Source organism: Aeromonas sp. s12 (assembly GCF_040907925.1).
In the GTDB taxonomy this organism is placed as follows: Bacteria; Pseudomonadota; Gammaproteobacteria; order Enterobacterales; family Aeromonadaceae; genus Aeromonas; species Aeromonas veronii.
On the sequence record NZ_JBFOCT010000024.1, the window covers coordinates 158421 to 170555 of the forward strand.

Genomic DNA, 12135 nt, shown 5'->3' on the forward strand with positions numbered 1-12135 from the left:
GCTGCACCCGATCAAGCATGGTGGAAAATTGGATAAAAAGCCTCTCTGACCACAAGGGGGTTGCTGCCCTATGCTGGATACTTATCCAGTTATTCTTTATGCTATGAGCCAATTTACGAATAGTTGTATTGGTGAGGAGAGAGCCGTGATTGGTCGCTTGAGAGGCATTGTCATTGAAAAGCAGCCCCCCGAGGTCCTGCTGGAAGTGGGCGGGGTTGGCTATGAGGTGCAGATGCCGATGAGCTGCTTCTATGATTTGCCGGAGATCGGCAAGGAAGCGACCATCCATACTCACTTCGTGGTGCGGGAAGATGCCCAGTTGCTCTATGGTTTCAACCACAAACAGGAGCGGGCACTGTTCCGCGAGCTGATCAAGACCAACGGAGTCGGCCCCAAGCTGGCGCTGGCTATTCTCTCCGGCATGACAGCTACCCAATTCGTGCTGAGTGTCGAACGTGAAGAGATAAGCTCTTTGGTCAAACTGCCGGGAGTCGGCAAGAAGACCGCAGAGCGGCTGGTGGTGGAGATGAAGGATCGCCTCAAGGGGTGGGTCAGTCACGACCTCTTCTCCCCGGCCATGGTCACCTTGCCAGCCAGTGAACCAGAATTGCGGGCACCGGATGTGACCGAAGAGGCGGCCAGTGCGCTGGTGGCCCTCGGTTACAAGCCGCAGCAGGCTAGCCAGATTGTCAGCAAGATCGCCAAAGAGGGGATGTCGGTGGAAGATATCATCCGTGAATCCCTGCGTAGCCTGGTATGAGGTAGTTGATGATTGAAGCAGACCGCCTCATTTCGGCCAGTGCTGCCCGTGAGGATGACATTATTGACCGGGCGATCCGCCCCAAGAAGCTGGCTGATTACACCGGTCAGGATACCGTCTGCGAGCAGATGGAGATCTTTATCGAAGCGGCCCGTCAGCGGGGTGAAGCGCTCGATCACCTGTTGATCTTCGGCCCGCCGGGCTTGGGCAAGACCACCCTCGCCAACATCGTCGCCAACGAGATGGGGGTCAATATCAAGACCACCTCCGGCCCGGTGCTGGAGAAAGCGGGGGATCTGGCGGCGCTGCTCACCAACCTCGAACCGAACGATGTGCTGTTCATCGACGAGATCCATCGCCTCAGCCCTGTGGTGGAGGAGGTGCTCTATCCGGCGATGGAGGATTACCAGCTCGACATCATGATCGGGGAGGGACCCGCAGCTCGCTCCATCAAGCTGGATCTGCCTCCCTTCACCCTGATTGGCGCCACCACTCGGGCAGGTTCACTGACCAGCCCGCTGAGGGATCGCTTCGGTATCGTCCAGCGGCTGGAGTTCTACAACGTCAAAGACCTGACCGATATCGTCTCCCGCAGCGCCCGTTGTCTGGGGCTAGACATGACGGAAGATGGTGCCATTGAGGTCGCCCGTCGCTCTCGCGGCACGCCGCGGATTGCTAACCGTTTGTTAAGGCGGGTGCGCGACTTTGCCCAGGTGAAATCCGATGGCCGGATCGACGGCCCCATTGCTGCTCGCGCCATGGACATGCTGGATGTCGATAATGAAGGCTTCGACTTCATGGACCGCAAGTTATTGTTGGCTGTGATAGACAAGTTTATGGGGGGCCCGGTGGGTCTCGATAATCTGGCCGCCGCGATCGGGGAAGAGAAAGATACTATCGAAGATGTGCTGGAGCCTTATCTGATCCAGCAAGGGTATCTGCAACGTACACCCAGAGGACGGATTGCGACCACACGAGCCTACGCTCATTTCGGTCTTCAGCGACCAGATGAGAAGTAAAAACAGTCGTTTGAACATGAAACCGCCGTCAAAGGCGGTTTTTTATTATCCGGGCAAAAAAAAGCCCACGGCGGATGCGGTGGGCAAAGACAATTCAGGATGGATGTTCACAGACAGTGAGTGCGTCTGGACACAGACCGGAAAATAAACAGGTGAGCCGTCGCGAGCTCTCAGAGTCGGTTCAGTTGATAGAGCTGAACAAAGGAAAGCTTGTAGTAACGGATGGTTTTAGCAACAAACTTTTTCATCTTCGATTCCAATAGACAGGTTCAAATTGATCGTCGAATACGTACCGTGAACCCGGATTAACCGGCCTGTATCCAAGGGTATGCCCTCACTGCGAGGCGCATTGTAGGAGTTCGAATCGACCCCGGCAAACAAGAAAAATTGCACTCTTCGAATTAGTTTATCTAATGTCTTTATTGATGAAATTGGTTCGCATGAGTATGCATTCTTTGCAATTTTAAATTGAGTTTTCGAATCAGATTGCCTGACTCGGATAACATGGAAAAAGGCGCGTCATTCACGCTTTTCAAATTAAACCGAGCGGCGGGATGTTAAATTCTTAAATTGATTTAAATCAATGTTTTACGCTTTATCGTGTTTTGTGATCTGGCTCGCGTCAATAATCGTGAAATAGATTAAAAATGCCTTTCAAAGCCATGTATGGCGGGTCCTTTTACATTGATTTCAATCAAATAAAGGTGATATAAAAACCCGGTCATCATGGGCGAGAATAAATTTAGGCTGATTGTTTTGGAATTGTTAAACATTAGCTTTATTTGTGTTCTCGTATTGCCTTGTTGTTAATGCCAGTGGTTACTGAACGCGTTTTGTTGTGACACGTCCCAATAAGGCTCATTCGCTAACCTCCAACGGAAGCTTTGTGCTTAAAACTTAAAATAGCCGTGCCAATAATCGGTGAGGAAACATCATGATTGCTGAGCATGTGGTAGACCTATCGCGGTTCCAGTTCGCTGCGACGGCCCTTTATCACTTTTTGTTTGTACCCCTGACGCTGGGAATGGCCTTTCTCCTGGCGATCATGGAATCCGTCTATGTGATGACCAACAACACCATCTACCGGGACATGACCAAATTCTGGGGTAAGTTGTTTGGTATCAACTTTGCTTTGGGGGTCACCACAGGTCTGGCCATGGAGTTCCAGTTCGGGACGAACTGGGCTTACTACTCCCATTATGTCGGCGATATCTTCGGGGCCCCGCTGGCTATCGAAGGGCTGATGGCCTTCTTCCTGGAGTCCACCTTCGTCGGGATGTTCTTCTTTGGTTGGGATCGTCTGAGCAAGCATCAGCATCTGGCTGCCACCTGGTTGATGGCGCTGGGTACCAACCTCTCCGCCCTCTGGATCCTGGTCGCCAACGGCTGGATGCAGAACCCGGTCGGTGCCGAGTTCAACTTCGAATCCATGCGGATGGAGATGATGAGCTTCGCTGACGTGGTGCTCAACCCGGTTGCTCAGGTCAAGTTCGTCCACACTGTGGCGGCTGGTTATACCTGTGGCGCCATGTTTGTGCTGGGTATCTCCTCCTACTACCTGCTGAAGAATCGTGATGTGGCGTTCGCCCGTCGCTCCTTCGCCATTGCCGCCGCGTTCGGTATGGCTTCCATCGTGTCCGTGCTGATCCTCGGTGACGAATCCGGTTACGAGACCGGTGAAGTGCAGAAGGTGAAACTGGCCGCTATCGAAGCTGAGTGGGAGACTGAACCTGCTCCGGCCGCCTTTACCCTGTTCGGTATTCCGAATCAGGAAGAGATGCGCACCGACTACGCCATCAAGATCCCCTATGCGCTGGGCATTATCGCGACCCGTTCTCTGGACGGTCAGGTAACCGGTCTGAAGGATCTGAAGAGCGAGCACGAACTGCGCGTTCGTAACGGTATGACCGCTTACGACCTGCTGACCAAGCTGCAATCCGGTGACAAGTCTGACGAGACCCGCGCTCGCTTCGACGAAGTGAAGCAGGATCTGGGCTACGGTCTGCTGCTCAAGCGCTACACCAGCAACGTGACCGATGCTACCGACGAGCAGATCAAGGCCGCAGTGGATGACTCCATCCCGCAGGTTCTGCCGCTGTTCTTCGCCTTCCGCATCATGGTTGCCGTCGGCATGCTGATGCTGGTGCTGATTGGTATGGCCTTCTATGACAGTGCCCGTCACCAGATCGGCAAGCGCAAGTGGCTGCTCAAGGGTCTGCTGTGGGGTATCCCGCTGCCGTGGATAGCTATCGAAGCTGGCTGGTTTGTTGCTGAATATGGTCGCCAACCGTGGACCATTGCAGAGGTGTTGCCGACTTCCCTCTCTGCATCCAACTTGCCTGCAGCCGAGATCTGGTTCTCTCTGATCGGTATCTGCCTGTTCTATACCGTACTTCTGGTTATCGAGATGTACCTGATGTTCAAGTATGCCCGTCTTGGCCCCAGCAGCCTGAAGACTGGCAAGTATCACTTTGAACAGATCAAGGCATAAGGAGAGCGACCATGTTTGATTACGAAACTCTGCGTGTCATCTGGTGGGCTCTGGTCGGCGTACTGCTGATCGGTTTTGCCATCACTGACGGCTTCGACATGGGGGTAGGCGCACTGCTCCCGTTCGTCGGCAAGAAAGATGTCGAGCGCCGCGTGATGCTCAACACCATGGGACCGCACTGGGAAGGTAACCAGGTTTGGCTGGTCACTGCCGGTGGTGCCTTGTTCGCCGCCTGGCCGATGGTGTATGCCGCGACCTTCTCCGGCTTCTACATCGCCATGATCCTGACTCTGATGGCGCTGTTCCTGCGTCCGGTCGGTTTCAAGTACCGCTCCCTGCGTGCTGATGCAAAATGGCGCAGCAACTGGGACTGGGCCTTGTTCGCCGGTAGCGCCGTACCGCCCATCGTCTTTGGTGTGGCCTTTGGCAACCTGCTGCAAGGCGTTCCGTTCGAGTTTAACCAGTTCATGATGTTGACCTATCACGGCAACTTCTTTGGTCTGCTTAACCCGTTCGGCATTCTTGCTGGTCTGGTGAGCCTGTTCATGCTGCTCACCCAGGGCGCAACCTGGTTGATGATGAAGACCGACGGTGAAGTGCTGGCACGTTCCCGCACTGCCGCCATGATCTGCTCACTGCTGACCCTGGTGCTGTTTGCTGCCGCGGGTTGGTGGGTAAGCGGTATGGAAGGGTATGTCATCGTCAAGGCTGCCGCGACTGACGCGGTATCCAACCCGATGAACAAGGAAGTTGTCCTGCAGGCTGGTGCCTGGATGAACAACTACACCCTCTATCCGTGGATGGTGGCCGCCCCTGTACTGGGTCTGGCCATGAGCCTGCTGACTGCGCTGTTTGCCCGCATGAACATCGGCTGGCTGGCGTTTACCAGCTCCTCGCTGGCGATTGCCGGGGTCATCCTCACTGCCGGTTTCTCCATGTTCCCGTTCGTGATGCCCTCAAGCCTTGAGCCGTCACTGAGCCTGACCATGTGGGATGCTACCGCCTCTTTCAACACCTTGCAGGTGATGACTGTGGCTGCAGCGATCTTCGTACCGATTGTGCTGGGTTACACCATCTGGACTTACATCAAGATGTTTGGCCGGGTAACCAACAAGCACATCGAAGATAACCAACAATCTCTCTATTAAGAGGTGCGCTGACAATGTGGTATTTCACCTGGATCCTGGGACTGTTGCTGGCCTGTGCATTTGGCATCATCAATGCGCTATGGCTGGAACACACCGAGAACATGGATCGTCAGATCGATGAAAACAAGTGATCGACTCGCCAGGCTGGCCGCTCCACTGGAGCGGCAGCCGTGGCAGGGGTTGATGTTACTCGCGGCGGCCTTGTTGGCCGTCGCTATTTTACAGGCCCCCAATCTGATCGCGGCCAACACCAGCGAGCATGGTCTCTGGCTTGCTCCCTGGCTGATGTGGGCCGTCTGTTGTGGCGTACTTAACGGGCTTGGCTTTCATCTGAAAAGCCTGCCCGGACGTGTGCTGTTCAACCCCTGGCTCGCCTGGCCCAGTTTGTTGTATGGCCTCTGGCTGACACATTCATATTTCCTTTCATAAAAAACGGGGGGAGGCAGGATTTCCCTGTCTCCCCCTGCTTCTTTCCTATTCAGCCCTGCGCTATGATAGCCCCCCATCTGACTGTCGAATGGATCACAGATTGTTATGGGGGAAGTCTTTGAGTTTCCGGTGCGTGTCTACTACGAAGACACCGACGCCGGGGGCATCGTCTACAACGCCAATTATCTCAAGTTTATGGAACGTGCTCGCACCGAGTTTCTTCGTGCCAAAGGGGTCGAACAGGACGTCTGGCTGCAGGAGGGATATGCCTTCGTGGTGAGCCGAACTGAGATCGATTTCCGCTCGGCGGCCCGTTTTAATGAACTATTGAATGTATTAACGCAAGTGATTGAAGTGAAACGCGCATCCCTGCGCTTTTCGCAGCAGATCCTGGCGGCTGATGGACGACTGATCACCCAGGCCATGGTACAGATAGCCTGTGTCAGTCATCCGCAAATGAAACCTGTAGCTATACCTGAAAAAATCAAGGGAGTGCTGTTAAGTGCACGCTGAAATTTCGTTTATTGGCCTGTTTTGGCAAGCCAGCCTGTTGGTAAAACTGGTCATGATGACCCTGATGAGCATGTCTATTGTCTCGTGGGCGCTGATTATCCAGCGTTCAAAGGCGATCAAGGCGGCCAATCTCGCATCGGAACAGTTTGAAGATCGCTTCTGGTCAGGGGTCGATCTCAATCGGCTCTATCAGGAGTCCTCTTCCCGCCGCGATGATATCGAAGGCATGGAAGATATCTTCTACTCCGGCTTCAAGGAGTATGCCCGCTTGCTCAAGGCCGGTGCCCGTGGTCAGGATGCGGTGATGGATGGTACCTACCGCGCCATGCGCGTCTCCCTCTCCCGCGCGGTGGATGATCTGGAATCCAACCTGCCGGTGCTGGCGACAATCGGCTCCATCAGCCCCTATATCGGTCTGTTTGGTACCGTATGGGGGATCATGAACGCCTTTATCGCCCTGGGTCAGGTACAGCAGGCCACCCTGCAGATGGTGGCACCGGGTATCGCGGAAGCGCTGATCGCTACCGCCATGGGTCTGTTTGCCGCTATCCCGGCGGTTATCTTCTACAACCGCTTCTCCAACAAGGTCGAGCGGCTGGAGAACGCCTACGCCAACTTCATGGACGAGTTCACTACCATTCTGAACCGTCAAATTGCACAGCAGCAGGGTGATCAGTAATGCAAACCTATCAGCGGATCCGGCGCAAGAAGGTGGCCGAGATCAACGTGGTTCCCTATATCGACGTCATGCTGGTGCTGCTTATCATCTTTATGGCGGTCACGCCGGTGATCACGCAAGGGGTCAAGGTGGATCTGCCACAGGCTGAGTCCGAGCAGTTGCCGGAAGATGCCAAGCCGCCCTTCATCGTCAGCGTCAATACCGAAGGCGAGTATGTCATCAAGGCTGGCGAAGCCGATGACGAGCCGGTGCCAAGCGGCACGCCAGAGGCGATGCAGCAATACATCACCGAAAAAGCCATGGGCTATCTGGCGATCAACCAGAATGCCCCCGTGGTGGTCGCGGGTGACAAGGCCGTGCGCTACGAAGAGGTGATCCTGTTGATGGTGGCCCTCAAGAAAGCGGGTGTGCCTCAGGTTGGCCTGATGACAGATCCGGTGAACTAACGGAGATGGATGTGAAGCGTGGTATTTCCGGTTATCTCATCGCGTCGTTTCTGCTGCACCTGATCATCGGCATCATCCTGTTTGTCGGGCTCGATTTCAGCAAACCGAAACGACCCGAATCGAAGGGGCAGATCGTCAATGCCGTCATGCTCGATGAGAACTTCCTCAACGAACAGGCCAAGCAGATCCAGCAGCAGAAATCTCAGCCCAAGCCTCAAAAGGTAGAGAAAGAGAAGGATAAGGAAGACACGGATCTCGCCAAGCGCGAGTTGGCTCAGAAACAGGAGCAGCTTCGCATCGCCGAGGCCAAGCGCAAGCAGGCCGAAGAGGCGACTCGCAAGGCCGAGGCCGAGAAGCAGAAGAAGGTTGCCGAGCAGAAGCTGGCGGAAGAGAAGGCCCAAAAAGCCGAGGAAGCCCGCAAGCTGGAAGAACAGAAGGCCAAGAAGGCTGAAGCCGAGCGTAAAGCGGCGGAAGCCGAAAGCAAGGCGTTGGCGCTGAAGAAGAAAAAGGAACAAGAGAAGAAAGAGGCCGAAGAGAAGGCAAAGGCGGCAGAAGCCAAGGCCAAGAAAGCGGAAGCTGACAAGAAGGCCAAAGCCGAAGCCGAGAAGAAAGCCAAGGCAGAAGCAGAGAAAAAAGCCAAAGCCGAGGCCGAGAAGAAGGCCAAGGAAGAGGCTGAGAAAAAGGCAAAAGCTGACGCAGAGAAGAAAGCCAAGGCAGAGGCCGAAAAGCAGGCCAAGCTCGCGGCTGAGCGCAAGCGTAAAGCGGCCGAGCAGGCCAAGCTGCAAAAAGAGATGGAGGAGATGATGCAGCAGCAGCTGTCGGCTGAGGCCAATGCTCGCAGTCAGGCGGCATCGGCAGCAGCCCAGGGCGAAGTCGACAAATATGCGGCGCTCATCAAGGCCACTGTTGAGCGGTATATGATTTTGGATCCCACCATGCGGGGCAAAACATGTACTATCGGCGTACGTCTTGCGAGCAGTGGCTTTGTCATATCGGTAGATAACGGCCAGGGTGACCCGGCGGTTTGTCGTTCCGGTAAGGCGGCTGTTCTGAAAGCCAATCAACTGCCTGTGCCCAAGGATCCTGCGGCATTCGAGATGTTGAAGGAATTTAACCTGAAGTTAGAACCGAGTATCTAAGCGTGATAAAACGAGGTTGCTTGCCTCCGGTTGGCAACCTCTCGCCGAGAAAGGAATTTAACCTCTCATCTATATTGGAACCGAGTATTTAAGCCATGATCAGAAAAGTATTTTTTGCTTTGGTTGGCTGTTTGTTGCTGGGCCAGAGTGCCCAGGCGGCCCTGGACATCGTCATCACCGGCGGTATTGATAGCGCACGCCCCATCGCCGTTGCTCCCTTCAAGTGGGAAGGCAACGGACAGTTGCCGCAGGACATCGCGGAAGTGGTCTCCAACGACCTGATGCGTAGCGGCAAGTTCAAGCCGCTGGCCCGTGGCCAGATGCCGCAAACCCCGAGCAGCAGCAGCGAGATCAACTTCGCTCCCTGGGCCTCCCAAGGGGTTGAAGCCGTGGTGGTGGGTTCCATTTCGGCAGTCGGTGACGGCACCTACAAGGTCAACTTCGAGCTGGTCGATGTGCTGAAAGGCCAGCTGGCCAAGGCACAAGGTGGCGAGAGCAACGGTTACATCCTGGATAGCCGCATGGCGACCATCCCGGGGGCCCAGATGCGCCAGTTTGCCCACCGTATCTCCGACATCGTCTATGAGCGTCTGACTGGCGAGCGCGGTGCCTTCCTGACCCGTCTGGCTTACGTCTCCGTACAGCAGGGTACACAGTTCCCGTACCAGCTGCGTATTTCTGACTACGACGGTTACAACGAGAAGACCCTGCTGCGCTCCCGCGAGCCCTTGATGTCTCCTGCCTGGTCGCCGGATGGCAGCAAGCTGGCTTACGTGAGCTTCGAGAACCAGAAGTCCGAAATCTACGTGCAGGATATCTACACCCAGCAGCGCAGCCTGATCACCAGTTTCCGCGGTATCAACGGGGCGCCGGAGTGGTCTCCGGATGGTCGTCGTCTGGCTATCGTTCTCTCCAAAGATGGTTCACCGAACCTCTATGTGGTTGATGTCGCTAGCAAGCAGCTGACCCGCGTCACAACCAGCCGTGTGATCGACACCGAACCCTCCTGGATGCCGGATGGGCAAAATTTGTTGTTCACCTCTGAACGTGGTGGCAAACCCCAGATTTATAGCGTAAATTTGGCGACTGGTATGACTCGCCGGATGACTTGGGAAGGTGAATCCAACCAGGGTGCATCCATTACTCCTGATGGCAAAATCATGGTGATGGTGACCCGTGTTCAGGGACAGTATCGTATTGCCCGTCAGGACATGGAAAACAATGCCCTGTTGGTCCTTACCCAGAGCGCTCTGGATGAGTCGCCAAGTGTGGCTCCCAATGGCAGCATGATCATTTATGCCACCATCTATCAGGGTCGTAAGAGTCTCGCGTTGGTGTCGACTGATGGTCGCTTCAAGGCTGTGCTTCCGACCAGTAGCGGTGAAATTCGTGCACCAGCTTGGTCGCCCTTCTTGAATTGATAAAAATCCAATTGTTTTTTGTTTTGTTATAAAGGTTTAAGGAAATAGCATGCAACTCAATAAACTGCTCAAGGGTTTGGCCATCGCACTGCCACTGTTCACCCTGGCCGCTTGTAGTTCTTCTTCTGATTCCGACGCCGCTGGCGCTGAATCAGGTATGACCGACGGCATGGGCGGTGTACAAACCGGCGGCGCCAACGGCATGTTGTCCCCGGAAGAGCAGATGCGTCAGAAGTTCGAAGCACTGCAGCGTGACAACGTGATCTACTTCCCGTTCGACGGTTACGATATCCAGGGTCAGTACGCTGATCTGCTGGATGCCCACGCCAGCTACCTGCGCGAGCGCCCGAGCGTTAAAGTCCTGATCGAAGGTCACGCCGATGAGCGCGGTACTCCGGAGTACAACATCGCCCTGGGCGAGCGTCGTGCCAAGGCTGTTGCCAAGTATCTGCAAACCCTGGGTGTGCAGGCCGAGCAGCTCTCTATCGTCAGCTATGGCGAAGAGAAGCCGCTGGACATGTCCCACACCGAGGATGCCTTTGCCAAAAACCGCCGCGCGGTTCTGGTTTACTAAGGTTTAAACCGAACGAAGTTCGTTTATATGCAAGCGGCCATTTCGATGGCCGTTTTATTTGCACTAAACGCCAAGGTTTGATCCGAATGAAATCTGTATATGCGAGCGACGATGGCGCTGGCCGTTTTATCTGTACTAAACGCTAAGGTTTGATCCGAATGAAATCTGTGTACAAGCAAGTTGTCGTTGCGCTGGCCGTAATGGTTGCTCTGAATGCGCAAGCTGCGGCACCGGTCAGCGATCTGGGCGGTGACTCAAGTGGTGGGGTTGTCCTTAGCGGCAACAACGGCGCCATCGTGCCCACCGGTAGCCTGGAAGATCGGGTTGCCCTGCTGGAGCGCACCCTCAATGCCCGTCTGCGGCTGCAAGCTGAATTGCAGCAACAGGTCGACTCCCTGCAAGGGGAGGTTTCCGAGCTGCGTGGTCAGCTGGAGCAGCAGACCTACCAGATGGAACAGTCGCAAGAGCGCCAGCGTCAGCTCTACCAGGAGCTCGACAAGGTTGCCAGCAGCCAGCAGGCTGCTCCAGCCGCCCCGGCCCCTGCTGCTGCCACACCGGCTGCTGCCGCCAATTACTCAACCAATCAGGATGAGAACCAGGCCTACGACGCAGCGGTCAACATGGTGCTCAAAGAGAAGAACTACGACAAAGCCATTCCGGCTTTCCAGGGCTTTATCAAGCAGTACCCCAATTCGGGCTATGTTCCCAATGCACACTACTGGCTCGGCCAGTTGCTGTTCAACAAGGGTGACAGAGCCGGTGCCTCGGCCCAGTTCTCGACCGTGGCCAACAAATACAGCAAATCCCCCAAGCGAGCCGATGCGCTGCTGAAGCTGGGTATGCTGGCGCAGCTGGATGGCAAGAAGGCGGAAGCCAAATCCTTCTATGAGCAGGTGATCAAGGGCTATCCCAACACCTCGCCGGCCCAGTTGGCCAAACAGAGTCTGGCCAAGCTGTAACATTGCTGTATGTCACTGTTTTCGTAACGCTACTGTAAAAACAGCCTGCATTTGTACGCACAGTGAGCAAACGGATTTAAATTACGAATTTTCTGTTGCACCGGAAATTTAAATCCGTAATATAGGCCGCCGTCAGAGCCGAAGCAGTAATGCAGTCGGAACTGGTCGTGGTGAGGGTCGTTAGCTCAGTCGGTAGAGCAGTTGACTTTTAATCAATTGGTCGCTGGTTCGAATCCAGCACGACCCACCATTTTCTCCACTCGGTGGAGACAGAATTCCCAGGTCGTTTAGCTCAGCTGGGAGAGCACCTCCCTTACAAGGAGGGGGTCACTGGTTCGATCCCAGTAACGACCACCAGTTTGTAGAAAAAATGATTTAGATGGGTCGTTAGCTCAGTCGGTAGAGCAGTTGACTTTTAATCAATTGGTCGCTGGTTCGAATCCAGCACGACCCACCATCATTTCAAGAATCCCAGGTCGTTTAGCTCAGCTGGGAGAGCACCTCCCTTACAAGGAGGGGGTCACTGGTTCGATCCCAGTAACGACCACCAGTTTGTA

Annotated in this window: 13 protein-coding genes and 4 tRNA genes; all 17 read left to right on the forward strand. The window is 54.8% G+C overall.

The features are described 5' to 3' along the window. Positions 1 to 145: 145 nt before the first annotated feature. Positions 146 to 760, forward strand: a complete 615-nt coding sequence (gene ruvA, locus AB5Y67_RS12470; RefSeq protein WP_005335746.1) for a Holliday junction branch migration protein RuvA — start codon at positions 146 to 148, stop codon at positions 758 to 760. Positions 761 to 768: 8 nt separating this feature from the next. Then, on the forward strand, positions 769 to 1779 hold the full coding sequence (ruvB, locus tag AB5Y67_RS12475) for a Holliday junction branch migration DNA helicase RuvB (RefSeq protein WP_005335744.1): 1011 nt from the start codon (positions 769 to 771) through the stop codon (positions 1777 to 1779). Positions 1780 to 2713: 934 nt separating this feature from the next. Then, entirely contained in the window at positions 2714 to 4270 is a 1557-nt protein-coding gene (locus tag AB5Y67_RS12480) for a cytochrome ubiquinol oxidase subunit I (RefSeq protein ID WP_005335743.1), read from the forward strand. A gap of 11 nt (positions 4271 to 4281) precedes the next feature. Further along, entirely contained in the window at positions 4282 to 5418 is a 1137-nt protein-coding gene (gene cydB / locus AB5Y67_RS12485; RefSeq protein ID WP_005335741.1) for a cytochrome d ubiquinol oxidase subunit II, read from the forward strand. Between the two features lie 14 nt (positions 5419 to 5432). Next, a complete protein-coding gene (gene cydX, locus AB5Y67_RS12490; RefSeq protein ID WP_005304933.1) occupies positions 5433 to 5549 on the forward strand; it encodes a cytochrome bd-I oxidase subunit CydX in 117 nt (38 codons plus the stop codon). Continuing rightward, positions 5536 to 5847, forward strand: a complete 312-nt coding sequence (locus AB5Y67_RS12495) for a cyd operon YbgE family protein (protein WP_041202810.1) — start codon at positions 5536 to 5538, stop codon at positions 5845 to 5847. Before cydX ends, AB5Y67_RS12495 begins: the two co-directional genes overlap by 14 nt. Before the next feature lie 105 nt (positions 5848 to 5952). Beyond that, positions 5953 to 6360 (forward strand): tol-pal system-associated acyl-CoA thioesterase, encoded by a 408-nt coding sequence (gene ybgC / locus AB5Y67_RS12500; protein ID WP_005335737.1) that lies wholly within the window; start codon positions 5953 to 5955, stop codon positions 6358 to 6360. Continuing rightward, on the forward strand, positions 6350 to 7039 hold the full coding sequence (tolQ, locus tag AB5Y67_RS12505; protein WP_005335735.1) for a protein TolQ: 690 nt from the start codon (positions 6350 to 6352) through the stop codon (positions 7037 to 7039). The genes ybgC and tolQ overlap by 11 nt, the downstream gene beginning before the upstream one ends. Beyond that, complete coding sequence (tolR, locus tag AB5Y67_RS12510) at positions 7039 to 7485, forward strand: protein TolR (protein ID WP_005354757.1); 447 nt, start codon at positions 7039 to 7041, stop codon at positions 7483 to 7485. The genes tolQ and tolR overlap by 1 nt, the downstream gene beginning before the upstream one ends. A 5-nt stretch (positions 7486 to 7490) precedes the next feature. Continuing rightward, positions 7491 to 8624, forward strand: a complete 1134-nt coding sequence (gene tolA / locus AB5Y67_RS12515) for a cell envelope integrity protein TolA (protein WP_199427767.1) — start codon at positions 7491 to 7493, stop codon at positions 8622 to 8624. A gap of 95 nt (positions 8625 to 8719) precedes the next feature. After that, on the forward strand, positions 8720 to 10045 hold the full coding sequence (gene tolB / locus AB5Y67_RS12520; RefSeq protein WP_005335728.1) for a Tol-Pal system beta propeller repeat protein TolB: 1326 nt from the start codon (positions 8720 to 8722) through the stop codon (positions 10043 to 10045). Between the two features lie 49 nt (positions 10046 to 10094). After that, on the forward strand, positions 10095 to 10619 hold the full coding sequence (gene pal / locus AB5Y67_RS12525) for a peptidoglycan-associated lipoprotein Pal (RefSeq protein ID WP_005304908.1): 525 nt from the start codon (positions 10095 to 10097) through the stop codon (positions 10617 to 10619). A 158-nt stretch (positions 10620 to 10777) separates the two neighbouring features. Next, positions 10778 to 11578: a tol-pal system protein YbgF gene (ybgF, locus tag AB5Y67_RS12530; protein WP_162515189.1), complete on the forward strand. Its 801-nt coding sequence runs from the start codon at positions 10778 to 10780 to the stop codon at positions 11576 to 11578. Positions 11579 to 11752: 174 nt separating this feature from the next. Continuing rightward, positions 11753 to 11828, forward strand: a tRNA-Lys gene (locus AB5Y67_RS12535). 31 nt (positions 11829 to 11859) lie between these two features. Beyond that, positions 11860 to 11935 (forward strand) — tRNA-Val (locus tag AB5Y67_RS12540). 24 nt (positions 11936 to 11959) lie between these two features. Beyond that, positions 11960 to 12035 (forward strand) — tRNA-Lys (locus tag AB5Y67_RS12545). A gap of 17 nt (positions 12036 to 12052) precedes the next feature. Next, positions 12053 to 12128 (forward strand) — tRNA-Val (locus AB5Y67_RS12550). Positions 12129 to 12135: the final 7 nt, after the last annotated feature.

Bases quoted from the DNA above. Each gene is read 5' to 3' on its own strand.
- ruvB (WP_005335744.1), top strand. From the start codon at position 769: ATGATTGAAGCAGACCGCCTCATTTCGGCCAGTGCTGCCCGTGAGGAT.
- AB5Y67_RS12480 (WP_005335743.1), top strand. From the start codon at position 2,714: ATGATTGCTGAGCATGTGGTAGACCTATCGCGGTTCCAGTTCGCTGCG.
- cydB (WP_005335741.1), top strand. From the start codon at position 4,282: ATGTTTGATTACGAAACTCTGCGTGTCATCTGGTGGGCTCTGGTCGGC.
- cydX (WP_005304933.1), top strand. From the start codon at position 5,433: ATGTGGTATTTCACCTGGATCCTGGGACTGTTGCTGGCCTGTGCATTT.
- AB5Y67_RS12495 (WP_041202810.1), top strand. From the start codon at position 5,536: ATGAAAACAAGTGATCGACTCGCCAGGCTGGCCGCTCCACTGGAGCGG.
- ybgC (WP_005335737.1), top strand. From the start codon at position 5,953: ATGGGGGAAGTCTTTGAGTTTCCGGTGCGTGTCTACTACGAAGACACC.
- tolR (WP_005354757.1), top strand. From the start codon at position 7,039: ATGCAAACCTATCAGCGGATCCGGCGCAAGAAGGTGGCCGAGATCAAC.
- tolA (WP_199427767.1), top strand. From the start codon at position 7,491: ATGGATGTGAAGCGTGGTATTTCCGGTTATCTCATCGCGTCGTTTCTG.
- tolB (WP_005335728.1), top strand. From the start codon at position 8,720: ATGATCAGAAAAGTATTTTTTGCTTTGGTTGGCTGTTTGTTGCTGGGC.
- pal (WP_005304908.1), top strand. From the start codon at position 10,095: ATGCAACTCAATAAACTGCTCAAGGGTTTGGCCATCGCACTGCCACTG.
- ybgF (WP_162515189.1), top strand. From the start codon at position 10,778: ATGAAATCTGTGTACAAGCAAGTTGTCGTTGCGCTGGCCGTAATGGTT.